General features: G+C 32.8%; 34 protein-coding genes. 3 read left to right on the plus strand and 31 right to left on the minus strand.

Annotation, left to right across the window (positions count from 1 at the left end):
* Positions 1–5: 5 nt before the first annotated feature.
* The 23 genes from OZP12_RS12685 to OZP12_RS12795 form a co-directional block, all read right to left on the minus strand.
* Positions 6–668, minus strand: a complete 663-nt coding sequence (locus OZP12_RS12685) for an HK97 family phage prohead protease (protein ID WP_281225374.1) — start codon at positions 666–668, stop codon at positions 6–8.
* Entirely contained in the window at positions 658–1890 is a 1233-nt protein-coding gene (locus OZP12_RS12690) for a phage portal protein (RefSeq protein WP_281225375.1), read from the minus strand. The genes OZP12_RS12685 and OZP12_RS12690 overlap by 11 nt, the downstream gene beginning before the upstream one ends.
* 732 nt (positions 1891–2622) lie before the next feature.
* Entirely contained in the window at positions 2623–2775 is a 153-nt protein-coding gene (locus OZP12_RS12695) for a hypothetical protein (protein WP_281225376.1), read from the minus strand.
* A gap of 19 nt (positions 2776–2794) precedes the next feature.
* Positions 2795–3100: a hypothetical protein gene (locus tag OZP12_RS12700; RefSeq protein WP_281225377.1), complete on the minus strand. Its 306-nt coding sequence runs from the start codon at positions 3098–3100 to the stop codon at positions 2795–2797.
* Positions 3101–3102: 2 nt separating this feature from the next.
* Positions 3103–3291: a hypothetical protein gene (locus OZP12_RS12705; RefSeq protein WP_281225378.1), complete on the minus strand. Its 189-nt coding sequence runs from the start codon at positions 3289–3291 to the stop codon at positions 3103–3105.
* On the minus strand, positions 3288–3554 hold the full coding sequence (locus tag OZP12_RS12710; RefSeq protein WP_281225379.1) for a hypothetical protein: 267 nt from the start codon (positions 3552–3554) through the stop codon (positions 3288–3290). Before OZP12_RS12710 ends, OZP12_RS12705 begins: the two co-directional genes overlap by 4 nt.
* Positions 3555–3576: 22 nt before the next feature.
* On the minus strand, positions 3577–5319 hold the full coding sequence (locus OZP12_RS12715) for a terminase large subunit (protein ID WP_281225380.1): 1743 nt from the start codon (positions 5317–5319) through the stop codon (positions 3577–3579).
* Positions 5320–5459: 140 nt separating this feature from the next.
* Positions 5460–5972, minus strand: coding sequence for a hypothetical protein (locus tag OZP12_RS12720; protein ID WP_281225382.1), 513 nt, complete (start codon positions 5970–5972; stop codon positions 5460–5462).
* 133 nt (positions 5973–6105) lie between these two features.
* Positions 6106–6384, minus strand: coding sequence for a hypothetical protein (locus OZP12_RS12725; RefSeq protein WP_281225383.1), 279 nt, complete (start codon positions 6382–6384; stop codon positions 6106–6108).
* 309 nt (positions 6385–6693) lie between these two features.
* On the minus strand, positions 6694–7125 hold the full coding sequence (locus OZP12_RS12730; protein WP_281225385.1) for a P27 family phage terminase small subunit: 432 nt from the start codon (positions 7123–7125) through the stop codon (positions 6694–6696).
* 96 nt (positions 7126–7221) lie between these two features.
* Positions 7222–7539 carry an HNH endonuclease gene (locus OZP12_RS12735; protein WP_281225387.1) on the minus strand — a complete coding sequence of 106 codons (318 nt, stop codon included), beginning with the start codon at positions 7537–7539 and terminating at the stop codon, positions 7222–7224.
* 2 nt (positions 7540–7541) lie between these two features.
* A complete protein-coding gene (locus OZP12_RS12740) occupies positions 7542–9029 on the minus strand; it encodes a replicative DNA helicase (RefSeq protein ID WP_281225388.1) in 1488 nt (495 codons plus the stop codon).
* The gene (locus tag OZP12_RS12745) at positions 9029–9727 is read right to left on the minus strand and encodes a helix-turn-helix domain-containing protein (RefSeq protein ID WP_281225389.1); all 699 of its coding nucleotides are present in this window, start codon (positions 9725–9727) and stop codon (positions 9029–9031) included. The genes OZP12_RS12740 and OZP12_RS12745 overlap by 1 nt, the downstream gene beginning before the upstream one ends.
* A gap of 3 nt (positions 9728–9730) precedes the next feature.
* The gene (locus OZP12_RS12750; protein WP_281225390.1) at positions 9731–10180 is read right to left on the minus strand and encodes a hypothetical protein; all 450 of its coding nucleotides are present in this window, start codon (positions 10178–10180) and stop codon (positions 9731–9733) included.
* The gene (locus OZP12_RS12755) at positions 10143–10904 is read right to left on the minus strand and encodes a hypothetical protein (RefSeq protein WP_281225391.1); all 762 of its coding nucleotides are present in this window, start codon (positions 10902–10904) and stop codon (positions 10143–10145) included. The genes OZP12_RS12750 and OZP12_RS12755 overlap by 38 nt, the downstream gene beginning before the upstream one ends.
* Positions 10882–11181, minus strand: a complete 300-nt coding sequence (locus tag OZP12_RS12760; RefSeq protein WP_281225392.1) for a hypothetical protein — start codon at positions 11179–11181, stop codon at positions 10882–10884. The genes OZP12_RS12755 and OZP12_RS12760 overlap by 23 nt, the downstream gene beginning before the upstream one ends.
* Before the next feature lie 3 nt (positions 11182–11184).
* Complete coding sequence (locus tag OZP12_RS12765) at positions 11185–11895, minus strand: hypothetical protein (protein ID WP_281225393.1); 711 nt, start codon at positions 11893–11895, stop codon at positions 11185–11187.
* A gap of 3 nt (positions 11896–11898) precedes the next feature.
* On the minus strand, positions 11899–12267 hold the full coding sequence (locus tag OZP12_RS12770) for a hypothetical protein (protein WP_281225394.1): 369 nt from the start codon (positions 12265–12267) through the stop codon (positions 11899–11901).
* 77 nt (positions 12268–12344) lie between these two features.
* Positions 12345–12581 carry a hypothetical protein gene (locus OZP12_RS12775; protein ID WP_281225395.1) on the minus strand — a complete coding sequence of 79 codons (237 nt, stop codon included), beginning with the start codon at positions 12579–12581 and terminating at the stop codon, positions 12345–12347.
* Between the two features lie 18 nt (positions 12582–12599).
* Positions 12600–13028, minus strand: coding sequence for a hypothetical protein (locus tag OZP12_RS12780; RefSeq protein WP_281225397.1), 429 nt, complete (start codon positions 13026–13028; stop codon positions 12600–12602).
* Positions 13029–13224: 196 nt separating this feature from the next.
* Positions 13225–13371 (minus strand): hypothetical protein, encoded by a 147-nt coding sequence (locus OZP12_RS12785; RefSeq protein ID WP_281225398.1) that lies wholly within the window; start codon positions 13369–13371, stop codon positions 13225–13227.
* A gap of 29 nt (positions 13372–13400) precedes the next feature.
* A complete protein-coding gene (locus OZP12_RS12790; RefSeq protein WP_281225399.1) occupies positions 13401–13655 on the minus strand; it encodes a helix-turn-helix domain-containing protein in 255 nt (84 codons plus the stop codon).
* 2 nt (positions 13656–13657) lie between these two features.
* Entirely contained in the window at positions 13658–13921 is a 264-nt protein-coding gene (locus tag OZP12_RS12795; RefSeq protein ID WP_281225400.1) for a hypothetical protein, read from the minus strand.
* Positions 13922–14053: 132 nt separating this feature from the next.
* Between OZP12_RS12795 and OZP12_RS12800 the strand changes: the two genes are divergently transcribed.
* Genes OZP12_RS12800 through OZP12_RS12810 form a run of 3 tightly spaced genes read left to right on the plus strand, consistent with a single transcriptional unit; the run spans position 14054 to position 15755 of the window.
* Positions 14054–14443, plus strand: a complete 390-nt coding sequence (locus OZP12_RS12800) for a hypothetical protein (RefSeq protein WP_281225401.1) — start codon at positions 14054–14056, stop codon at positions 14441–14443.
* Positions 14444–14484: 41 nt separating this feature from the next.
* Entirely contained in the window at positions 14485–15009 is a 525-nt protein-coding gene (locus tag OZP12_RS12805) for a hypothetical protein (protein ID WP_281225402.1), read from the plus strand.
* A 20-nt stretch (positions 15010–15029) separates the two neighbouring features.
* Positions 15030–15755 carry a 3'-5' exonuclease gene (locus OZP12_RS12810; RefSeq protein ID WP_281225403.1) on the plus strand — a complete coding sequence of 242 codons (726 nt, stop codon included), beginning with the start codon at positions 15030–15032 and terminating at the stop codon, positions 15753–15755.
* Positions 15756–15819: 64 nt separating this feature from the next.
* Here OZP12_RS12810 and OZP12_RS12815 read toward each other — a convergent pair whose 3' ends face one another.
* From OZP12_RS12815 to OZP12_RS12850, 8 genes are all read right to left on the minus strand, one after another.
* Positions 15820–17016, minus strand: coding sequence for a site-specific integrase (locus tag OZP12_RS12815; RefSeq protein WP_281225404.1), 1197 nt, complete (start codon positions 17014–17016; stop codon positions 15820–15822).
* 127 nt (positions 17017–17143) lie between these two features.
* Positions 17144–18703 carry a recombinase family protein gene (locus OZP12_RS12820; RefSeq protein ID WP_281225405.1) on the minus strand — a complete coding sequence of 520 codons (1560 nt, stop codon included), beginning with the start codon at positions 18701–18703 and terminating at the stop codon, positions 17144–17146.
* On the minus strand, positions 18700–18864 hold the full coding sequence (locus tag OZP12_RS12825; RefSeq protein WP_281225406.1) for a hypothetical protein: 165 nt from the start codon (positions 18862–18864) through the stop codon (positions 18700–18702). Before OZP12_RS12825 ends, OZP12_RS12820 begins: the two co-directional genes overlap by 4 nt.
* A gap of 157 nt (positions 18865–19021) precedes the next feature.
* Complete coding sequence (locus OZP12_RS12830) at positions 19022–19309, minus strand: hypothetical protein (protein ID WP_281225407.1); 288 nt, start codon at positions 19307–19309, stop codon at positions 19022–19024.
* Between the two features lie 5 nt (positions 19310–19314).
* Positions 19315–20115 (minus strand): hypothetical protein, encoded by an 801-nt coding sequence (locus tag OZP12_RS12835; protein ID WP_281225408.1) that lies wholly within the window; start codon positions 20113–20115, stop codon positions 19315–19317.
* 29 nt (positions 20116–20144) lie between these two features.
* Positions 20145–20987, minus strand: a complete 843-nt coding sequence (traN, locus tag OZP12_RS12840) for a conjugative transposon protein TraN (RefSeq protein WP_281225409.1) — start codon at positions 20985–20987, stop codon at positions 20145–20147.
* 14 nt (positions 20988–21001) lie between these two features.
* Complete coding sequence (gene traM, locus OZP12_RS12845) at positions 21002–22294, minus strand: conjugative transposon protein TraM (RefSeq protein ID WP_281225410.1); 1293 nt, start codon at positions 22292–22294, stop codon at positions 21002–21004.
* A 146-nt stretch (positions 22295–22440) separates the two neighbouring features.
* Complete coding sequence (locus tag OZP12_RS12850; protein WP_281225411.1) at positions 22441–22755, minus strand: hypothetical protein; 315 nt, start codon at positions 22753–22755, stop codon at positions 22441–22443.
* Between the last annotated feature and the right edge of the window lie 5 nt (positions 22756–22760).

The following is a 22760-nucleotide window of genomic DNA, read 5'->3' on the forward strand; positions in this document are numbered from 1 at the left end:
CAGCCTTATAAATTTGAGTTAATAATTAATTGAGCTTCAAAAGCGTTGAGCTCTTTTTCGTTGTCTGAACGTGCTTCGACAGGCTCAGCATTTTCAGTAGTTTTATTTTTTTCCTGATAAGCAGTTAAGCTTCTTTTTACGACTTCAGTATCAGTATACGCCGGATATGTTACAGGGGCAACATCATATAAAATTTTAAATCGAACAATTTCACGAAGAGGCAATTCACCATCAACTTCATGCCAAATTTGTTCTTCTATATCAAATGCAAATGAAGATTGTGTTACATCACCCATTTCAATTGCATTTTCTAAATCACGTGCATATTGCCTATCAGGAGTTACGTAAGAATATTTTAATCCAATATCATCAACTGATAGAGTTAATGTCCCTTTTCTTTTAAAACAACGTGCCAATATATAATTTGGATTATGATTAAAAAGACAACGCACATCATCATTCAACACATCATCACATGCACCAGTTCTTATTTTTTCACGAAACCAATTACCTATTACAGTTTCACTATTGAACTTACATGCATAACCTTCAATAACTGAAGGCGAATCTTCGACAGATGCATCACGTTTTGCCATTCTTACTTCAGAAGAAAAAAAACGTCTCTCAGCAGTTTCGCTAATATTTTGGATATAATCTTTATTTTCCATTTTTTCTGTCTTTTAAATTTTGTTCAATTTGTGATTCCGTGAAAGTATTTACAGGTGTTAAAAACTCATTCAACATATCAGGACCATCGTTCATATCTTCTTTTTGTCGACCTTCTTGCCTGCTTATAATTCCACTTAGTACATATCTACATATAGCCTCAGCACGAGTTTTCATATCAGCTCTTAACAAAGCATCGATATTCCCACGCACATAGTAGCCGGAACTTAATTCTTTGCTTGTGAATAGTTTTTTGGCATATTCCTGCTCGATATTTGTGATTAACGGCTGAATCGTATCGGACACATGGTCCAATGATTGCTGTTCGATATTGTTATTGGTAGATTGTTGTAAGGACTTAATTTTGTGAGGCGCAATATTGAAGAAACGTGCAATTTCCTCAACTGAAAATCTTTGCGTTGCAATTATTTCCATTTCCTGAGGCGTAATCGTAATTGATTTCCACTTTAAACCCTCGTCCAAAACCGCTACACGGGTTGGGTCTTTTTCAGAAAAAGCCTGTTTTACACCAGCAACTATTTGAGGTTTTCCTTCTGAAATTATTTTATCCGTTTCAAGAACTCCCTGACGAACACCTTTGTTTGCGAAATTTGTTGCAGAATAGGTTTGCGTTTCAATAGCCAATCCCAATTGTTGTGCACCATACGTAATTGCACCAACCCCGACAATTCCGTCATGGGAAAAGTTTTTCCAGTGCAGTACTTCGGACGCTAAAAGCGATTGTGAAAACCCTTGTACATCGTAAAGTAATTCACCATTTTTGATTCGGATATCACGAACTTTATCCCAATTGATAAAATCAGTTGAAACCGGATTCCCTTTTACATCGTAATTTATTTTTGCCAATGCATTTCCACGCAACAATAGCGATACTGCCATTGTTTTACGGAAAATAAAGGTTGTCATTAAGGAGTTTGGCGCAACGGCAACCAAAAGCTGTGCCGGGTGATTAGGTTGTGAGATTCGGTTATTATTTACTTTTTGGTTAACCGAAAAAGGTATTTTTGCAATATCATTTGAGATTTGTTCTACTGCGTTGTAAACTGCTGATATTGTAAGAGAAGTTTTATAGTTTATCTTTGTCGTTCCACCATTACCCAAAGAAAAGAAACCTCCAAAACCGCCCAAATAAGAACCGTCTGAGGTTGCACTTCTTTTTACTGAAGGGCTGAACATATCGACAAAAGCACCGTTTAAACTCATTTTACCTTTAAATTATTGGGTAAAATTATGTTTAAGACAGTGCTTAAATGGTTAAATTATTTAACTTTTAATCTTGTGTATACACAATAGAAATTGCATCACCAAAAACAAGTGAAACAATAGCCTAATAAATATGTATATTTAAGTTATAAACAACAAATGTTTGTTATTTTTACATTTAAAAAAGGTGTTATTTATTAAAACTAACATATATTTGTAAAAAAATAACCCGCCTATAAGACGGGTTACTTTACTAAGAGGTTACTTTTTCTTTTGTTCTTTTATTGTCCGATATATTATCTCTAATATACCAAAAACATTAAAAACAATTCCTGAAATAGTTAACCAATTTTCTGGATTGCACTCCATAACATTTGATTTACAAACCACAGTTGGACCTGTGGTTTTGTTATTTACAAAGGTTACTAATTAATGCGGTTTTTAAAAGTCAAACTTATTCACAATAGACGGTATTTCTTAACAAAAAACAACAAAATAAAGATTTTTCATTCAAAATATAAAACACTGTAAATCAATGTTTTAAAGTATTTTTAAAAGCGTAAACCGTTAAAATATATTGGATTGTTAACTCATTAACTCATAATATATCGTTGCAGACGATGGTTTTTCCTGTTTGATACACTTTTTCAAACACCATAAACCATTTTTTTTGATTTATAAAAGCCATTTATTTTTATTTTGTTAGTGTAGTTGCTTCGTAACTCGCAATGACTAAAATTTATAATACCATTCATCATTATTTTTTTCGAAGGTGTATTTTAATTTTTCTACTGCAACCGTTACAGTTTCGGGTTGGTAGGTTTTAGGTTTTGGGAGTAGTTTTATTGCTTTGGCTAGATTTTCGGCTTTAAGATTTTCTGACATGGTAATTAATTATCAATAGTTAATTATTAATTGTTAATTCCTCACCGGTTAAAGCAAAATATAGGTTTTGGAGTTGGTGGACGTATTTTATACCTGTAGGAGTTGGCATATCATATAAAATCCATTTCGTAGCCCAATGGTTATGATCAAATTTTAATTTTTCTATCCAATTTTCAGTTAACGGAATTGGCTCAGCTTGCCAAATTCCAAAATATTCTATATCAAAAATAATATTTCCGTTTCTTAATAATTCTAAAACAGGAATAATCTTTTTTGAATATTTATCAATAAATAAATTTCCAATTCTTAAATCTGTCACTTTCATAATTACTCTATTTTTTTATTGTTTTTAACTTCTGATTTTATGTAAAAGAATCCGGTTACTAATTCGATTATGATTAACGCTAATACCAAAATGTACCGAATAGGATTTTTGGATATGAAATTGAATTCATATAAATAACTTGTGGCCAGCGCCAATAGGAATGTGATTAAAATTGCTGCTATTATTTTCATCGGTTTGTTTTTTTGCTATAATAATTTGATGTTACTTTAAATGAGTTGAAATCGGAATAACGGTATTCGCCAAATAATGAATGATATAATTCATTGACACCATCAAAACATTGTTTATTTGACTTGTGGTTTTTTAATTCTGAAAAATAGTGTAAATAGAAACCTGTTGTTGTTGACAGTTTTCGCATTAATTCAATTTTTTTTTCTAATTGTTCGATTCGGATTCGAAACGCATTTTCTTCGGCGGGTGTCGATGTGCTCATAATTTTATTTTACTTTTTTTGATTAGCATTCGAATACATTGTTGGGATTATTGTAATAGGACTCGTTTGTTTCTTCAGCTGGTGACAGGGACCCCGCTAATGCATTTATTAAAGCCGCAATACCATCGATACGTTTTTTGTTTTTATGGCTTTCTTTTTTTGAAATCATTACATTCCCTTTTGAATCCTCAATTGGCACACAGGCCGCCAACATCCATTCCATAACCGGATTACCGTCGTGTTTTATTTTACCGTCGTAGATAAGTTTTTCGAGCATTTTTGTAGGATGGTTCAATCTACTCATTATTTGCGACAATTCCGACACAGGAATTTCCATTTCTATTAATTCCGACAATAAACTACTAGCGTTCCACGGATCCGATTCTACGCGCTGGATATTATAATTTTCAAAATTATCACGAACGTATCTTTTTATATAATTGTAATCTACACGATTTCCGGGTGTAGCTATCATATAACCGGCATCTACCCAATAACGGTATGGTACACCGTCATTTTTACTACGACGATCGATATTTTCTTCAGGACAAAATAAGAACGGAAGCACAAACTGATCGCCGTTTTCATCCGGCTCGGTTAAAATATCGAAAGCGGTTATATCAGCCACAGAAGACAAGTCTAATCCGGCATAAGAACCAAATTTCTGAGCTTTTTCTTTGACAACTTCTTTGTAATTATCAAATTCAACTTTATTTTTCTGCCAAATTTCAGCAGGAATCCATGCACTCAAACCATCGACCCACATGTTTAGGTGTTTGGTTTTGAAATTTGGTATCTTTGAAGGTTGGTTTATCGCTTTGATAAATTCACGCTCCATTTGATCAATATCTAAACCATGACCTAACAACGGGTTGGCTTTATACCAATTTTCTTTATTTTGCCAATCATTTCCTTTAATATCTGATTCGTCTAAATCGTGGATCATAATCCATAGGTGATCGTCTTTTTTTACGCCACTAAGTACTTCGATAACGGAATCTTCGTAATTTTTGCAAACAGAACCTTTATTGCTTCCTGCTGTGGTTATATGCCATAAAAGAGGCTGTTTTCGCTGTACGGATGATGATTCTAGGTTTTCTTTAACAGAATCATCTTTATGAGCGTGGTACTCATCTATGATTGATAAATGAGCGTTTATACCATCCTGAGTACTGGAATCACCTCCCAATGGAGCCATATACGAGTCTGTACGCTTGAATCCTATCTTTTTTTGCTGTACAAAGAAGCCCATTTTTTGCAAAGCTCGGTTTGCAACAGGTGATTGTATGAATTGGGCGGCTTGACGCCAACAGATTTTTGCCTGATCTTCTTTGGTTGCCCCAACATAACATTCGGCTTCCATCTCCATATCAAAAGACATACAAAAGAGAGATAATCCCGCCATTTCAGCCGATTTACCGTTTTTCTTCGCTCGTTTGTCGTAAACTGTTGATATTCTGCGTTTTCCGTCTTTATCCAACCACCCAAATACATTGTACATGGTGAACGCCTGAAACGGTTCGAGTACGAAGGGTTTTCCGGCTAGTTTTCCTTTGGTGTGGTTCAGAAACGTTGGGAAGAAATCGACAATTTTCATCCCTTTATTATGGTCTAGGTAATAACCATCCTGATCGGCAGTTTCGATCCAACTATAAAAACGCTCAACGGCTTGTTTTATCCTTTTTCCGGTCACAATTTTTCCTGCACGCACGTCGTTTGCGTATTGGAAAGGGACGGATTGAAGCATTTGAGGGGTTAGGTTCATTTTTAATGGTTGATGGTTAATTGTTAATGGTTAATGGTTAATATTTTAAATTAGTCCAATGAATAATCTTTCCTTTAAAATCAGAAGAAAACCATTTTAAAAAATTATCAACAGAGTCAAATCCATCATTATGCCTCAGCTTACTCAACATCGTGAATAGAAATTGCTAATCCTTTTTCAATTAATCCAAAAACATCAAAATGCCATTCTAACAATTTTTGAATAATACTATAACTCTCATTTAAAATATAAGTCGAATCAAGTTGAATAGAATTTGTTGCTTGATAAGTTGTAGAAGCTTCAGCATATCTTCCTGTGAAATCTATCGTAATATGTTTGTATTTTTCGTTATCAAAATGATTTACAAACCATTTAGGATATTTTGAAATAAGCAAAGAGCAAAGTGGGTAAAAAGTCTTCTCATTATGTTTTATTTCATTTGCTAAATCAGATAAAGGTCTTAAAATTGGCTTAAATTCTTCAAAAGAAGATAATCTACAATATTCATCATCTGTTCCAATTCCTTTTAATTGTAATAATTCAGCTGTATCACCTGATAACCCGCCTAATTGCATTATTTCTTTATTATCATTATTAATTGTTAGAATATTATACTCTAAATAGCCTGATAAATGTTTTAATTCTAAATTCATATTTTTTTTGTTTTAATTGATTAATAATGTGAATAAAAAAGCCGAAGGCATAACAAATGATAATGGCTATTTGCAGACATTTATCGCTTCGATTCAATTTTTGTAGTAGCAAACAGCCACTATCATCCACCCGTTATAAGCCATTTTTGTGAAGAACAGAAATTGCCAATTCGATAGCGGATTTTAAATCGTAATGATATATTCTAAAAAATCCAATTGGAGTTTCAGGATAAAATTGCAATTCAATTACTGTATCACGTTTTATCATTTCAGCAAAAACTTTTGGATTAATATCCTTTCGTTCATCTTCTTCAATTGAGGTCTCAACAGTTTCGTAATAATCTCGATGTTGGTTTATAGTCAAAGTGACAGAACATTTACATTTATCTAATATTTTTTGTAAACTTTTCATACAAAAACATTTTATAACCTCGGTTTAGCAAAACTGTTGGTTTTAATTAATAATTAATTTTTTTTTATTACGTAGTCGCATTTTCCTAGCGAAAAATACTCCGTCGCTTTGTTAAGGCTTCAGCAATCCGTAACTCATTATTTTTTTAATTTTTTAGATAAGTGATTATTTATAATTATATGAATTACATTTTGTTTTAAATGAAATTCTTTGGCTATTTCAGAAATACTATTAATCGGGCTGTATTTCCAACGAGAAATTATTTTTTCTTCGGTTTCGGGTGGGATTATTGTTGGTTGTACATTCATTTTACCCGTGGTTTTGATTTAAAAAGGCATCGAATAAATCCGTTTGATTTGGATCTGTGGTTGCTTTTAGTTCTTTTTCAGATTTTGGATCTAAACCAAAAAGCTTAAAGCATTTCAAAAGAGTATCTTCGGCATTATTTTTTAAGGTCAACTCTACAGAAATATTTTGTGCTCCTGAATTAAATTTTTGACGATAACCAGAACCGTATTCTTTTTTGTTTTTTTCTTTTATTTCAGAAACAGCAAATTGAAATTGTGCCATAGCTTCAGCATATATTTCCAAAGCATTTAGATAAGTATCTTTCAAGCGATCTTTTTTCGCTAAAACATTACCCATGTGTTTGTAAAACTTTTTTGCTTCATCCGTCAAATACATCGGCGGTTTTGGACAAACCAATAATGTATCTTTACCTCTATTAATCGAAATCTCCATAACTAAACTTTTTAAATATTAAATATTCTTACCCCCCCTTCAAAAACTAACTCCGAGTAAAATTCCAACTGAACAGCGATGTAAGGACCATCCGACTCAACGAGATTTTACCCCATACCCCCTAGATTCGTTTGCAGATTTTTTATTATGACATTTTTCACATAAACTTTGAAAATTACTTTCATTCAAAGGTTCACCACCTTGCTTAATCGGTATCTTATGATCGACAACCGTTGCCGCTGTAACTTCGCCATTTTCTTCGCAATGCACACACAAAGGATTTTTATTTATAAAAGCTTTTCGTGCTTTACGCCAAGGCCATGAGTTATAAAACTTATCATCCTTAAGTTCACGATCAAAAGCAACTCTTTCTTTAACCCAACTTCTTACTACTTTCTTTGGTTTATTTGCCATAACTAAAAATCAATTCCGTTATCATGTTCAACATCAACATCAAATACATCACCAGGATTCATATAAGGCAATGAACTAAGATGTGATATTTCTTCAACAACTTCCTGATCTGTAAACTTTGTTTTGTTTTCATCAAAGTGCAATCCTAAAGTCCCCAATCCACCAGCTCTATACTTTGCCACGATGAACTCAGTATTACATCCGTCCGAAAGAATGCTTTCATCCGGTCCCATGCCGTAGTAAGCAGGACGGAAAAGAAAAGCCACTATATCAGCATCCTGTTCAATATCACCGCTTTCTTTCAAATGATTCAACATCGGGCGTTTGCTAGATGTACTTTCAACTGCTCTACTCAATTGAGCCAAACCAATCACAGTGATATTCAATTCTTTTGCCAAAGCTTTCAAACCTTGTGAGGTTTGTCCTGTTCGCTTTCTGATATCATCATCACCGCCAGCCAGCTGAATATAATCAACAATCAATTCTTTGATATCGTACTTACGTTTCAAAAGCCTAGCCTTTCTTTTTATTTCACCAATGGTAAGAGCTGGGCGTTCATCGATATATATCGGCAACGACTTCATTTCGTCAACTTTAGCACGCAACGTATTAAAATATTGCACTTTATCGAATCCAGTTTTAGTCAACTGATTCAAATGAAAATTACTATTCACAGCCACCGAACGAATAGCCAATTGTATCGTACTCATTTCCATCGAAACAAAACCAACACCAACACCATCTTTCGCAGCCGCAATCATCGTGTTAATCGTAAAGGCTGTTTTTCCCATACCAGGGCGTGCCCCAATAACGACGAAATCACTAGGTTGCCAACCTCCAAAATGCCTATCTAACTTTGTGAATCCTGTCTTAACCCCCAAGACTTCACCGTCTTTTGCATTCGATAAAACTTCAACATTTTTCATGACATGTTCCAATGCTTCAGAAAAACTCATATCGCTTTTACCTCGGGAAACAACATCATTTATCATCGCACTTTCTGTATCCATTCTGTCCAAAAGAGAAAATACATCAATCGTATCATCGTAGGCCGCTTCAATAGATTCGCTTGCAATTTGAATTACTTTTCTTCGCATAAAGCTTTGCAAAACGATATGAGCGTGGTAATTTATATGCGCTCCCGAAGCCACTTTTTGAGTTAATCCAATCAAATAAAAATCACCGCCCGCATAATCCAAATTCCCTTGTATTCTCAATTCAGCAGAAACCGTAAGTAAATCAACCTGTTTAGAACTGTCAACTAAAGTCTTAATTGCTCTGAAAATAAATTTGTGATTGTCACGGTAAAAAACTTCCTCAGAAGAAAACACCTGAAACAATTCGTCGATACTTGCCGGATCAATCATCATCGCTCCCAAAATTGCTTCCTCCAATTCGATTGCCTGAGGCGGCACTTTTCCTTTTTCCAACTGTAAAACCTTTCCGACTTGGTAATTATTTTTTGAATATGGTTTGATTTGAGTTTCCATTAATCTAATTTTTTGGATGATGGCATTGATTTATAATTCAATTCACTTGCAGGAATTTTAGTTTTTTCTTTGTTTAGATTCTGAATGTAGTTTATCGCAAATCGGGTCAATCTTGCCGAAATTATTTTTGTGGTAAATTCCAAACCTTCTTCATCAATTTTACAGTTAAATAATTCTTTGAATTTTTCCCATTCTTTCAAATCAAAATTTTTCATAAATCTCATTTGAAAATTATCCCATTCAGAAGGTGAATTTTTTTCAAAAAAAGCGAGTGCTTTTTCCTCTCTATTCATTGTATTATTAATTGTATTATTCATCCTTATATTTGACTTGATCTTTTTGTCAATAGGTATTGATTTTTTTGTCAATACCCTATTGATCTTTTTGTCAATAGGTATTGACTTTTTTGTCAATAGGTCGGGTGTAGCTTCTTTAAGGAAAATCTGTCTTTTATTTCCCTCTTTTTTATGGATTTCGACAACCAAATAACCACGGTTTGCCAGCTGAGATATCCAGCGAGAAATCGTTTCCAGCGACACTTTATACAATTCAGCAAAATACTCGTTACCAGCCCAACAAAAGCCCTCACGACCACACAAAGCCGTAATTTCACCATACAAAAGCTTTGCATTAGGCTTCAAAAAATCATCATACCGAATATTTGCCGGAATGATAGCGTAAAAATTTGGCTGATTCATAACTTATTTACCGTTAAATAGTTTAATCAAATTAATACGGCTATTTTCCATATTAACAGCAGTTTGAGCCATAGACGTAAGCATTTTAGCCTTTACTTCCAAAACTTTCATATCAGCATCCGAAGCGTTTTCAATAGCATCAATAAGACTATCAAAACTTTGATTTATTTTACCAAAAACGCCAGGCATTTCAGGAACAATTATAGCCTTATTTTTAATCGGAATTTCAGCAGGAACAAACGAAGATTTTGATTCATTTACCGGACTGCAATTTTTTTCGACTTTATTATAAAAATCAACAAAACGATCAACAGGTATAGGAATCGTTTCTTTGTTTGTTAGAACCATAATATTTGAGTTCACTTTTTTGCAACTCAAAAAACACAATTCTTTACCGTTATGACTGAATTTTTTATCAGTCAGCAATGCCGTTAATTTTTCTGTTACGTCCATTTATTTTTTTATTAATGGTTATTATTTTTCTTTTGACTTCAATCATTTCAGGATGATTATCGATAATCTCTTTTATCATTTCAGGATCGGTAACTCTAAAAATTCGCTTGACAAAAGCAACATCAGTCATATTATTTTTTTCCAATAATTCGGAACGGGTAATTTTTACTAAATTTTCTTTCAAAACATTCATTCCGTCACCATCCAAATGAAAAATAATATCCGTAGGTTTCAATTCTTCATTATGGTATTTTTCATATAAATACCTAGAAAACCGAACAAACTTTCCATCAATTTTGATATCATAAAAACTTCTATCTGAAGTCTCGTCATATGTCAATCTTAAATTTCCGTTTGGAACTGTTTTTTCAGAAACCCTACCTTGTTTAAAACAACCCCTATTCGTTTTTTTTAAAAATTTTAACTCATCATCAGATCGTTTTAAACCCAAAATTATCATGCGTTTTGTGATAGACTTTGCCGTTCTCTTTAAGTCACGTCCTATCTCAAAATTTCCTTTTTTTTGATAATTTTCCCTGATATAAATATCATCTTTAGTATTGTATCTTTTAAAAGTTTGACGCCTAAAACCCAACACACCAAGCTTCCAGTATATTTGCTTTCGATCACGATCAGGAAGAAAAACAAGTAACTCCCGAAGCGGAATATTCCAATTTTCACGCAAAATCGCTATTTCCTGCTCAGTCCATTTTTTCAACCTCATAGACATTTTGAATTATAGAATTAATTTTATTTTCAAAATCAGGTTTTGTTTTCATCAAAAACTCAACTTCCAAAATCACCGTAGGCACGTACAAATACGAAATACTATATTTCGTAGCTATTGCCCTAGCATTGTAATTTTGAGCTTTAGACAAAATAAAAACAATCACTTTCTTTACCAATGAATCCCGAAGGCTCACGATTTCCGAAACCCTGCAACCAAATTCCACGCTTATCGCCTGTTCTAGTTTGTCGGTATCGAAAGTGATTGTTTGCATATTTTACAATTCAAAAATTTTCAACTCCGGGTGCATTTCCTGAATTTCTTCCAATTGCTTGTCTAAAATCTCTCTTGATTGCATATCGATCAATTCTTTCAAATCAGGAGAAACCAAAGAGCAATCAAATGAAGCTGTGATACTAATTTCAACCTCCAAGCGTTGTTTTGGCTGACCAATAAAAACAGGCAATTCCAAATAGAATTTTTCAGGAATATTCGACTCTACAACCTCATTAATCAAAGCACGTTTATTACCTCTTCCATCTGCTTTTGCCTCAATATCACGGTTAACGTTTCCTTCAAATTCTCTTAGTCTTGAAACCAACTTCATCGCATAGTCTTTGTTTTCAAAATAATGACGATTCATTTTGATAAAATCAGACAATTCAAAAGGACTATATGTTTTACCGGAATTGATATTGAATTTTTTCAAATCGGGATGCAGTTTCAAAACCCCCTCAATAAAATCCGGATTTCGCTCACGGGCATCATACAGCAATTTGATGTACAATTCATCGTAGCAAAATTCAATTTTTGAATGCTTGATAATTTCAGGGTCCACAACTTTTTTTGACAGGTATTCCAAAGCCGAATTTATAGAACCGCCTTTTACCTCAATTGCTTTTTTATGAAATACCGGTTCAGCAGTACCTTTTAAAATCACTAATTCTTTCACACCGTTTTCTACGGTAATTTTTAAATTTTCTTCCATTTTTTAACTAGATTTTCTTAAATGTTCCGTTATACTATATTGCATTTCATCAGGGGTAAGATTGCGTTCGAAAACCAAAATCCCCGCTTTTGAATAATAGCCCATTTTACCCGCTTCAATGTCTTTTATTAAATAGACATCTTCCTTCACTTCCTCAACCCGTGAACGAATCATTTGGAGGTTTTTGGCAATTTCCTGTTTCACCGGTTTTGTTGCTGCTTTAAAAACTTCCTTCGCTACCTTCAAAACCTGTTCAGCCTTATCAACCGTAATCATATCCTGAGATAAATGCGATTGTAGTTCCTGAATTTCACCGTTACTCAATTCACGGGAATAATTAAAACTTTCCGTTCTATCGGCATTGTCCTTCAATAGCCGCAATCGCTCTTCGGGCGAATCACTTTAAAAAATTTGTTTTTCCATTTTTATATTTATTTTTTATTGATTACTTAAAACAATTCCCCACAATCAGTACACTTAAAATGCTTTTCAGGATGTACATCTGTATAAACCAAATTATCGTGCTGACATTCATCATAAAACTCTTTCAAAAGTTGTTTTTTCTTAATATGAATTTTCCAAAAACATACAGAAAGCCCATACAAAATGAAAAACAGCGTAAAATACGCACCCACAACAATTGCAATTACCAATATGCAGGCTAGGTCTATCATAATTTCTATCATAACTTTACTATTTTAACTTTATAGATAACCAAGAACTTTTGCTGTTTCTCGAATCTCTTCCATTGACTCAGAAGAATATCCCCAATGTGAACAATATAATCCGCCATAACCATTTTCACCATTTGATTTTTTGCCAGAGACAATAAATTCTTTAAAATCTTTAGTTAATCCCCAAAGCGTTCCTCCGTGAGTAAATCCTGTCGGTTTGCGTCCATATTTAGTAGACAAACACATATCTTTCTTATTGTATTCATTAAACATATAAAGCCTTCCGTGTCTTTGAAAAATTTTCGAAACATCGCCTTTATACTCAAAAAATTTTCTATCTAATGATGCAATTTTTGCAATTATTTCATTAACAACATCTATTCTATTTTGGCGGACAGAATAGATATAGCCATCACCTTGTAAAATAGATGGGCTAGATTGACTTTTATTTGATATCATAGTTTTCTATAATTTAATGATTAGTAATTTTTATAGGTTTATTTTTAAAGTTTAAAAACACCTTTTTCGTAGGACTCAATCATTTTATCATACTTTTTCACTTCTTTATGAAATGAAATCACACTGATAATGAAGAACACAAATAGCAGTACATCGGCAATGCATAGCAAATAAAACAGCACGATACTTCCATAATCTACACACATCTCCCACAAATTTTACATTGTTCGATAACATCAAATAAATCCTCAGGATCACATACTTCGGTAGCACTGCCACACGATAAAATTTCAGGCTCAACAACTTCGATGTTGTTAATTTCTTGCTGATCGGTATAATTCATGGCTTTATAATTTGGGTTAAAAAATTGCTTTACTTTAATTGGATAAGATTATCCATCAATTCGCTTTTTTTGTATCGGCGTTCACTGGCAATACCATAAGCTTTAATTATTCCAGCCGTTTGCCATTTGATTATCGTTTGAGTCGTTACCTTATAAAAATCAGCGACTTCTTGCTGAGTTAGCAAAACTTCATCTTCTTTTACACGTAACAATTCACGCATTGAATCAATAATCATTTGCTGTAAAGCTTCAGGCGTAGTACCTATAAATTGAATCGCTTCCATAATTATTCAGATTTTAGTTTTTCAAAAACATCTGTTAATTTTTCGGAAATTTCTTCATCAAGAATTCTAAAGTGCCAAAAATCCCAAAGACGATTTTCAGAAATTTCAGGATAGTAATTCAATACAATTGCCTTAAGCGCATCATACGATTTAAATCCTTTTTCAAAAAAACTCTTCAATAGAATAGATTGAGCATACGCAGTATTAAATCGTTTCAACGTTTTAAAATCTCGCTGTTTTAATTTCAAAATAGTATCAGTTGGCATGACTTTTGTATATTTGTTATTAATATTCTGTGAATTATTACTATACAAATATAGTAATAATTACTATACAAATTCAATATTAATTAAAATAAATAAATAAAAACCCAAACAATTAAACTTAACTACCTGACTATGTACGGATTAACCAAAAAAGAAAAGCTTAATATTATTCTAAAAAAAGTAAAGGAATTAGACCTAACTGCTTATGATATAGCTAAAAACACACCCCTAACCGAAGCCGGAATCATAAGAATTATTAATGGCACGTCAAAAAATCCACAAGAAAACTCACTAAATACCATTTTGGAATTTTTAGAAAATAAGGTTTTAGCAAGTGAAATTGGAAAAACAAACCAAGTAAAAGAACCAACAAGTGAATACAGAAATAACGATCAACAAAAGGACCTGCGTGACCTTCTTGATTGCAAAGAAAAATGTCATAATCTACTGTTGGAAGTTATTCGTTTACAAGGAATATTGAGAAAAAATAATATAGAATTTGATGATAATTTTGAAATGTAGTATTAATAGTAAAAAATAAGTATATTTGATAAAAAAATATTATGAAGAAAATTATACTTTTTTTATCGATTTTGTTTTTATTTTCATGCAACAAAAAAGAAAATGATTACTCAGAAAGAAATAAATATCTTTTGGATAGCCTAAAAGTTTCACAATTAGCCAAAGAAAGAGTTGACAGCATGCTTAATTCTTCCACCAAAGCCTCTTATTTAGATACAACCGGCCAATCAAAAAGCCCAATATTAATCACAAAATCATCATTAATCAAAGAGGAATATTCCAACTCAAAAAATATTAAATTATTCTATAAAAATATTTCAAAAAAGAAAATAGAATCAATTAGATTTGAATGGTATGGTGAAAATGCTTTTCATGAACCAGCAGACATGGGCAACTTATCTATTTTAGGAGAAGGCGGAGGCTTTACAGACGAACCAATAAGCCCAAATAAATCATCTTACGGAACATGGTCCATACACTCAAAAGACGCAAAAAAAATAATTTCAGCTAGAGCTTATGAAGTTGCATTTAGCGACGGGACTATTTGGAAATTAAGAAAAGATTAATAATTTCAACAAGAAGCATTATGCTAAATTTTTTATTTGGATTTATTTTATTTATAGGAACTATTGTTTTAATCATCTCACTTTTTTCTATAAACAAAAATAAATCTACACAAAATCTTAACTTCATACCTAATTCTAACGCCGAACCATATTGTTTAATTTTTGATATAGAAACAACAGGTTTAATTTTAGATAAAAATATTAAACCATCAGTTAAAAGCATGAAAGAAAACCCAGAAAACTTCCCTCGAATAGTCAGTATAAGCTGGGGTGTATTTTCAAGAAATGAAAATTTAATTTGTGAAGGGGATTTTTTAATAAAACAAGAAACAGAAATACCAGACCATGCAGTAAAAATTCACGGAATTACAACAGAAAAAGCAAATACAGAAGGAATTGATATTTTAGACGCATTACATAAATTTGAATTAGATTGTCAAAAAGTAACAACAATAGTTGGTCACAACATTATGTTTGATAAACACGTCGTTGAATCTGAATTTTTAAGAGCAAAATTAAAAAAGCCTTTCACCAACAAAACAACATATTGCACTATGAAAATGGGGAAAGAATTTTTAAAAATATATAAAAATCCAACATTATCAGAATTATGTATCGGTATTTATGGAAACGGAATTAAAGATCAATTACAACTTCATAACTCACAAATGGATACATTTTTCACATCCAAGTGCTTTTTTCATTTAAAAAAACAAAAAAACCAAAATTGGAGCAGACATGTTTAAAATGAATTTTAATTCAATAATCATTTATCACTCCCAAACAAACTAATAATCTAAAAAAAGCATATTAAAAATAATCAGCCAATTGAATTGCTTTATCGGAATTACTTTTTCCAATATAAATAAGAAACATTTGTTCGGTACTATGGCCAGTAGCCGAAATTAATAACGAAGTTGGTATTTTTCCGTAAAAATTTGTCGCAAATGACCGCCTGCCAATATGGGAGGTAACTAGTTCGTGTTTTGGATATTCCTTAAAAACTTTTCGGTTTGTTTTAGGATCATTTTTACCACCGTAAACCAATTCATTCAGTTTCGCTTTTTTGCAAACATTTTTTATCGCAATATTATATTTGGGATCGGTAGTCGCATCAGGAAAATTCCCTTTTCTTTTTTCCAATATAGCCAAAACTTTTGGATGTAGCGGCAAAGTCATTATTTTACCCGTTTTTTGCTGCGTAAATTCAATCAATTTTACTTTTCCTTGTGTACGGATCATTTCTTTTTTAAAACGCATAAAATCAGACACCCTTTGCCCGGAATAGCAACTTATAATCAGCCAATCCCGAGCATCCTGCAATTCTTTTATTTTCAGGTCGGTTTTTTCAATTTTTTCCAATTCGTCAAACGTCAAATAAATACTAACCGCTTTTTTCTGAGCAGTTTTTATTGTCGCCAATTCAGAATTAATCTCTAACCCTTTTTTCGATGCATGATAACAAACCCCTTTAATTTCTTTAATATTACTCAGAATCGTATTTTGAGAATACCCCTTATCAATGTTATATTTTTCAAAATCTTTTTTGAATTTATCATTAACATCTTTTACCAGGTAAATTGTTTTTTTCTCTTTCTGAAAAAGCTTTAATTTATTCTGAACGACTTTTATTTTTAAAACAGTACGATGATTCAATTCATTTTCACGTTCTTTCAAATAATAATCAAAATAGCCAATCAAATCTTTTGGAATTTCTTTTTCCACTACTGGATTTAAAAAATTTTTCAGCCAATTTAGATTTTTTTCTTCAGCCGATTTATTATAATAATTCAGTAGATTTGTACGCAGTTCCTGTAGATCATAATCAAGGTTTTTTAAAGCAGCATTTTTCAGGTTTTTTGGCCGCTGTTTTACATCGCTCCAATCAGCAGGATCAATAATAAAATTTGTTTTGGTTTTAACGTCAATTTTTCGGCCATCAGACAACCTAACATAAATATTAGCAGGATTATTTTTGGACTGAAGCAGGAAATTAATTGTCGCCATTTTTTTTAATCAAAGATATAAAAAAAGCCAACATTTAGCCAACAACTTACATATTAAGACATAATCAAACAAAATATAAAAAGATACAAACCCTTTAAAAACAAGGCTATATTCAGTTTTTAGAATATTAAATTTTATTTGATGTTTTATTTTTGGCTACAGTCGAGGTCACTCTACGGGACAAAAGATGAAAATCATCTTTTGTCCCATTTTTTTTGCACTTCAATTCATTGTTAATCAAATATATAGACTCAATAATTTTGTTCACTCTAGCGGTTTGTATTTTGTTTTCGCGAATTGTAAAATTTTCGGGGTAAATTAAACCAATTAGACTTCTTTTATCTGCTAAATCCCTATCCACATAAGTATCATTAAGCGTTATAAGCTTCTCAATCCCTTTATTCAGTAGCTCTTCAATACTGTGCTTATCATTGACCACCTCAGACAATTCCCTTTCAAGGTTTGTAATTCGTTCACCGTAGTCGTCTTTCATCATTTTATAATCTTCTGGATCAATTTTTAGCGATAACAAAAGATCTCTTGCATTACCCAGCCTTACTTCATAATCTTTAATTTGCTCAGCAAGCTTTCTTTTTCTCTCTCTTGCGTTATCTGCCAACTCACGATGTGTTTCATACAATAAAGAAGTATATAGTTTTTTTACTTCGGCAATAGGTTTATATTTTTCAAGATTTTCAATAAACAGATTATTGGCAGTTTCTGAATTAATTCGATATTTACACTTAGCCTCGCAGTGGTAATAGTAATAGTGTTTATGTCTGCCTTTACATTTACTTCCCTGTAGCTTCTTCTGGCATTTTGGACAAATAAAAAAACCTCTGAGTGGAAATTCCACTATAGTCTTAATTTTTGGCCTGTAAATGCGTGATTTTCCATCTAAAACATCCTGCACATTATAAAATAATCCCTCAGAAATTAGAGGTTCGTGCTGACCTGTTACTAATCTACTTTCTTCATCTTTATACTTGGGAACAAAAATTTTACCGCAGTAAATTGGATTTCGAATTAATCCCCACATGTTACTCTTCGTTCTTTTGAAACCTCTTCTTACAGCAAGATGATACACCTGCTCTGTATTAAAAATCCCTCTGGATAACTCTTCAAATATCCATCTCATAACAGAAGCTGCCGGCTCAACAAGCGCAATGTATTTGGTTCCATCTTCTTTGGATTTATTTGCATATCCGAAAGGAGCTGTCCCCATATACCTTCCTTCTTTTTTAGCTCTTCTCATTCCATGAAAAGTATTTAGAGCTCTCCTGTCATTTTCAACCTCAGGTGCCGCCAAGTAAAAAGCCAGCATCATTTTATTTTCAGGAATTGATAAATCAAGTGGCTGCTCTATTGCCTGAGGTTCGATACCTAATTTTCGTAATATGCTTATCATCTGATAAGCATCCCCTGCATTTCTACTAAATCTATCCCACTTTGTAAATAATACCAGATCACTTTTATTTTTTTGTTTTTTTAAACCAAGGAGCAGTTTATTCCACTGCGGTCTATTAAAAGTTTTTGCGGAATGATCCTCATAGATAACATTACGAATTTCTATAAAATTAAGTGTACAATACTTTCTAAGAACTTCTTCCTGATTTCTCTGAGAATAACCTTTTTCTGCTTGCTCATCTGTGCTTACACGTATATATAAATCTGCAATAGTACTCATGATTCTAAAAATTTTGATACGGCTATATGAGCCATTTTTCGTAAAAATAGCAAAATTTCAGTTGCCTCTTCTATCGTAACATTCATACCCTCAGACTTTAACATTTCCATTGCCTTTTCAGGCGAAATTTTACCATTTGCATTCTTTTCTTCATCTTCCATCTCCATCTTGAATTGAATTTAAATAGAAAAAGAGACTGTCACAAAAGTTTGACAGCCTCTTTTATATTCGGGCACCCGCCAGATAATTATTGCAAAATTATGATTACCAAAGAGATAATTAAGACTTTTATACAGCCTCTTCAAGAATTCTTTTACTCTAATTATTTAGAAAATAAATCTTACTCCCTTGTGTCTTTTTAACCGAAGGTTCATACTTCAAATATCCATAATCATTCAAATCCTTAATACACTTATGATAGGTATAAGGAGAGGAAATCTTCGCCAGAGATGTAATCTCATACCGATACACTTCTATTGGGTTAATAAAACCTTTACCGACTCTATATTCAAGCAAAGCGGCATAAATGGCAATATGCGTTGTGCCGATACGGAAATCCTTTTCAATGGCTGAAAAGAAGTCAGATAAAGGTTTTAAAGTATCCATAATCTCTACAATGATTTAGCCTTACTTTTTCTTTGTTTATTTTTCTTATCACCCTCCTCTGGGTCTGCCGAATTCAAATTTTCTTTTTGTTTTGCATCTTTAACAGAAGATTGTCCTTGACCCTCACCTTGCTTTTGCTCTTTATTTTCTCGATTGTTGAGTCTTTGCATACTGCCATCATAAACATTGACCGTTTTAAATTGAGGATTGGCTTCAACGAAATGTTTCTTTTCAGCGCCATCAACAACAAACGTAACGGATTGGATATTTCCCTTTTTCAATGAGTTAAGTAAGTCGTCCTTGTATTCCGGTGTTTGCAGTTCTTTTATCGGATGTTTGGATAGGCTGGCCTCAAGGTCGTAACCATAATTTTGATGATATTGGTTGATTTTGAAGTTTCCATTAGCATCAGCCTCTTTAAAATCCATTTTTAGCCAGGCATTATACACTTCTCCCTCCCTATTTTTTAAATCCTTATTGATAGAGCGTCCCTCTAGTAAATTGTAGGACTCTTTTAAGGTGATATTGCTATCCTTATTAATATAGAAAGTCTGTGCCAGGTTTTCTTTAGATTGGTCTTTATAAAGATTGACTTTATATGAATTAAAGAAATACATATCGGATTGATCCGATTTCTTAAAATTCAAATCCGCCGACAAGGCATCTTTTCCCAAGACGACTTCATGTCGTATTTTGAATTCTGTTTCACCCTTTTCCAGTTTCTCTTTCAAAACATTTTCAAGTGTTTCACCAAATCCAGTGTATTTCAACTGATCCCTAAGAAATTCTAAATTTTTCTGATTCATGATATTTATTTTTTTGATTAATACTGCATTCAATTCAATATCTCAACTTTATTTAGATCGCTATTCTTTATGTCAAGTTGAACTTGCCTTCCCCCATTCTTTTCAATTAGTTGAATGGTTAAATACTTCTTTTCCGGAATTGTAAATTTTGGCAGTGCAAAAACGGCGGTAACCTCAGACTGATCCGAAATTGTTGAAATGACCGAAGAAGTTAGCAATGGAAAAATTTCAATTTCCTGTGATGCTGTTCTTTTTGACTTTTTTTGGTCACAAATAAAAAAACGAAGTTGATCAACATCATAATTCATACTCGAAGTATTTTCCAATATTAATCTAAGATAGATTGCATTCTGATGGATAAATAATCCATTGAGCTGAAGTTTAATACCAAACCTTTCTCGTTTCAGTCCATATATTTTTTTTGTTTTATATAAGGCCAAATCGGCATATTGTTCTATTGTCTTTTGGTTTTCATTTTCAAGGGAAAACAAAATCTCATTATTTAGACCAATTGAATTATCTACTTTAAAATTCAAATCAGGGCACTCCTCATTGTAATTCAAAACAAAAACATACAGCTTCCCGTCCGTGGTCACAACTGTTAGATTAGTTTGAATAAAATTTTTCTGTCCCGCCTTAAGCAATAATACATTTTCAACTCCTTTTGCCTTTTGAATTAAAACGTTATAACTGCCCCTGTCTACGCTCTTAATAGGATAAGGAAAAATAATACTAGTCGTTTTTGAATAGCCTATCTGAAGATTTTCAAATTGTTCTCTCAATAACATTTTTTTCTCAATATTATACTGTGAATACCCCGATAAAGCTGTCAGAACCAACATCACCATCATTAACCAATTGCTATTTTTCATCTTTTCTCTTTTCGTTATTTTAAATTCTTTTGTTTCTCATCGTAAAGCAAAACTTGGTATCCGGCTTTTACGACCACCTTGACTAACTTTACTTTCTTACTCACAAGACTTTTTGCGGCCTCAATACCGAGTTCTGCGGCCTGGGCTTTCCAGGAATCATCAAGACCGGATAATCCCAAACTTTGAATGGAACGATCAGCCGAAGCTTTAGCTACGTCCCTATTGATAGCACCTGGTATATAAATGCCTGCAATTCCATCCATATCATAAACAGATAACTCTACGGGTAAAATGGAATTTTTATATTTGATGGTATTGATTTTAACCTGTAGACGCTCCCCACTGATTGCCGCCGTTCCAAACAGAAAACTATTTTTAGGAACTATCATTTGTCCAATATTGACATCATTGCTTAATCTAAGTTTAACTATGGAGCCACTGACAATAATCTGAGATTCGTGAACCACAGCCTCAATTGAATTCTGCCTTTCATTTTGACCTGCATCTTCATCAAGGGAGTAAAATGAATTGGTTTCTGAATATGCATTTTGATAACTTCCTTTCCTTTCTAGTGATGTTATAGTGTTTTCCATATTTAACCTATCAACCGTTAAAACAGCTCCCTTTTTATTCTCAGCTGACTGTTTTATTCGCTCCTCAACCCGCGAAGGATGCTGTATATCTAGTATATTCTCCAGCATGCCTCCCAATTGCTTGAGCTCAGGGTCTGGCTCCCGGGACTGACTCATAGTGCTCATCATTTGCTCTAGCTTATTCATATCGCTTGATTCTGACGAAGACAGCCTTTTATTTTCAAACTCTCCCATATCTTGGTCATTGTACGGATCGGATGAAGACTGATTTACCAGCTTTTGCAATGCTTTTAATTTTTGATACACCTTCTCTTCATTTCGTGGTTTGAAAGAAGTTGAGTTTAGTGCTGTTTTCTCTTTTCGAAAATCATTTAATCTCATCTCCCCATCATTCCTGTCTTCCAAAGGATTTTCTTCAGTGATTTCATTGGAATAATTAGGATCTTTTTTCATCTCTTCCAGTAGTTTTATCGAGTCTGAAGCAGCCTTGTCATAATAACTCATCTTATCCAAGTCCTTGTCGTCTTTGAAATTTGGAACAGGAAGATCGGCATTGAAGCCTGTTTTTATTTTATTAGGTTCTGATCTTGCAATAGTCCTTCCTCCACCAAAACTCCAAAACAAAAGGGTAATAAATGGCAAGGTGATCAATGGAAGCATTAAAAGCATCTTGCGTTTTTTTAATTCTTTAAATGATAATGTTTTCTTCTCCATAATTCATTCTCTTTAAAATTGATATAATAATATTGCTCACCAAAAGCTAGACTATCTAAGAGCCCACCCTTATTTTTCTTAATATTGTCATAGATTTTTTTCCTCATTGGATCACTTTTTATACTATCTAAATACTTATTAAATAATTATATTTTAGAATATTCATATTCATTAATTAAAGTATTTATTGAAGTACTATTGTTTGTCTTCATTGGTGCAATTACCTTTGAAATTGAAGAAATTGGCAGTGAAACTGAAGCTGTATTTGAAAAGGATTCCATAATCCTGTAAACAAAAAAACCTCCACTAAAAACCACAAATGCAAACAGTAAACAAATTAGTTTCATCCTAGACATCCCCAATGTTATATTGGTCATTTTCTTAGTCCATAAATGTTGTACAAACTGATAACGCTTTTCAAACACCTCCTGAACTTGACCTCGTTTGAATATAGACCCCATAATTC

Origin of the sequence: Flavobacterium aquiphilum, from assembly GCF_027111335.1 — a bacterium.
Taxonomy (GTDB): Bacteria; Bacteroidota; Bacteroidia; order Flavobacteriales; family Flavobacteriaceae; genus Flavobacterium; species Flavobacterium aquiphilum.

Coding starts and splice junctions, on each gene's coding strand:
- OZP12_RS12815 (WP_281225404.1), bottom strand. CDS start 17,016: ATGGCGACAATTAATTTCCTGCTTCAGTCCAAAAATAATCCTGCTAAT.
- OZP12_RS12740 (WP_281225388.1), bottom strand. CDS start 9,029: ATGGAAACTCAAATCAAACCATATTCAAAAAATAATTACCAAGTCGGA.
- OZP12_RS12765 (WP_281225393.1), bottom strand. CDS start 11,895: ATGGAAGAAAATTTAAAAATTACCGTAGAAAACGGTGTGAAAGAATTA.
- OZP12_RS12715 (WP_281225380.1), bottom strand. CDS start 5,319: ATGAACCTAACCCCTCAAATGCTTCAATCCGTCCCTTTCCAATACGCA.
- OZP12_RS12750 (WP_281225390.1), bottom strand. CDS start 10,180: ATGGACGTAACAGAAAAATTAACGGCATTGCTGACTGATAAAAAATTC.
- OZP12_RS12720 (WP_281225382.1), bottom strand. CDS start 5,972: ATGAATTTAGAATTAAAACATTTATCAGGCTATTTAGAGTATAATATT.
- OZP12_RS12705 (WP_281225378.1), bottom strand. CDS start 3,291: ATGAAAATAATAGCAGCAATTTTAATCACATTCCTATTGGCGCTGGCC.
- OZP12_RS12700 (WP_281225377.1), bottom strand. CDS start 3,100: ATGAAAGTGACAGATTTAAGAATTGGAAATTTATTTATTGATAAATAT.
- OZP12_RS12710 (WP_281225379.1), bottom strand. CDS start 3,554: ATGAGCACATCGACACCCGCCGAAGAAAATGCGTTTCGAATCCGAATC.
- OZP12_RS12730 (WP_281225385.1), bottom strand. CDS start 7,125: ATGGAGATTTCGATTAATAGAGGTAAAGATACATTATTGGTTTGTCCA.
- OZP12_RS12810 (WP_281225403.1), top strand. CDS start 15,030: ATGCTAAATTTTTTATTTGGATTTATTTTATTTATAGGAACTATTGTT.
- OZP12_RS12835 (WP_281225408.1), bottom strand. CDS start 20,115: ATGAATCAGAAAAATTTAGAATTTCTTAGGGATCAGTTGAAATACACT.
- OZP12_RS12745 (WP_281225389.1), bottom strand. CDS start 9,727: ATGAATCAGCCAAATTTTTACGCTATCATTCCGGCAAATATTCGGTAT.
- OZP12_RS12850 (WP_281225411.1), bottom strand. CDS start 22,755: ATGGGGTCTATATTCAAACGAGGTCAAGTTCAGGAGGTGTTTGAAAAG.
- traM (WP_281225410.1), bottom strand. CDS start 22,294: ATGGAGAAGAAAACATTATCATTTAAAGAATTAAAAAAACGCAAGATG.
- OZP12_RS12825 (WP_281225406.1), bottom strand. CDS start 18,864: ATGGAAGATGAAGAAAAGAATGCAAATGGTAAAATTTCGCCTGAAAAG.
- OZP12_RS12690 (WP_281225375.1), bottom strand. CDS start 1,890: ATGAGTTTAAACGGTGCTTTTGTCGATATGTTCAGCCCTTCAGTAAAA.
- traN (WP_281225409.1), bottom strand. CDS start 20,987: ATGAAAAATAGCAATTGGTTAATGATGGTGATGTTGGTTCTGACAGCT.
- OZP12_RS12780 (WP_281225397.1), bottom strand. CDS start 13,028: ATGATATCAAATAAAAGTCAATCTAGCCCATCTATTTTACAAGGTGAT.
- OZP12_RS12830 (WP_281225407.1), bottom strand. CDS start 19,309: ATGGATACTTTAAAACCTTTATCTGACTTCTTTTCAGCCATTGAAAAG.
- OZP12_RS12735 (WP_281225387.1), bottom strand. CDS start 7,539: ATGGCAAATAAACCAAAGAAAGTAGTAAGAAGTTGGGTTAAAGAAAGA.
- OZP12_RS12785 (WP_281225398.1), bottom strand. CDS start 13,371: ATGAATTATACCGATCAGCAAGAAATTAACAACATCGAAGTTGTTGAG.
- OZP12_RS12760 (WP_281225392.1), bottom strand. CDS start 11,181: ATGCAAACAATCACTTTCGATACCGACAAACTAGAACAGGCGATAAGC.
- OZP12_RS12820 (WP_281225405.1), bottom strand. CDS start 18,703: ATGAGTACTATTGCAGATTTATATATACGTGTAAGCACAGATGAGCAA.
- OZP12_RS12755 (WP_281225391.1), bottom strand. CDS start 10,904: ATGAGGTTGAAAAAATGGACTGAGCAGGAAATAGCGATTTTGCGTGAA.
- OZP12_RS12685 (WP_281225374.1), bottom strand. CDS start 668: ATGGAAAATAAAGATTATATCCAAAATATTAGCGAAACTGCTGAGAGA.
- OZP12_RS12805 (WP_281225402.1), top strand. CDS start 14,485: ATGAAGAAAATTATACTTTTTTTATCGATTTTGTTTTTATTTTCATGC.
- OZP12_RS12795 (WP_281225400.1), bottom strand. CDS start 13,921: ATGCCAACTGATACTATTTTGAAATTAAAACAGCGAGATTTTAAAACG.
- OZP12_RS12800 (WP_281225401.1), top strand. CDS start 14,054: ATGTACGGATTAACCAAAAAAGAAAAGCTTAATATTATTCTAAAAAAA.
- OZP12_RS12725 (WP_281225383.1), bottom strand. CDS start 6,384: ATGAAAAGTTTACAAAAAATATTAGATAAATGTAAATGTTCTGTCACT.
- OZP12_RS12775 (WP_281225395.1), bottom strand. CDS start 12,581: ATGATAGAAATTATGATAGACCTAGCCTGCATATTGGTAATTGCAATT.
- OZP12_RS12695 (WP_281225376.1), bottom strand. CDS start 2,775: ATGTCAGAAAATCTTAAAGCCGAAAATCTAGCCAAAGCAATAAAACTA.
- OZP12_RS12790 (WP_281225399.1), bottom strand. CDS start 13,655: ATGGAAGCGATTCAATTTATAGGTACTACGCCTGAAGCTTTACAGCAA.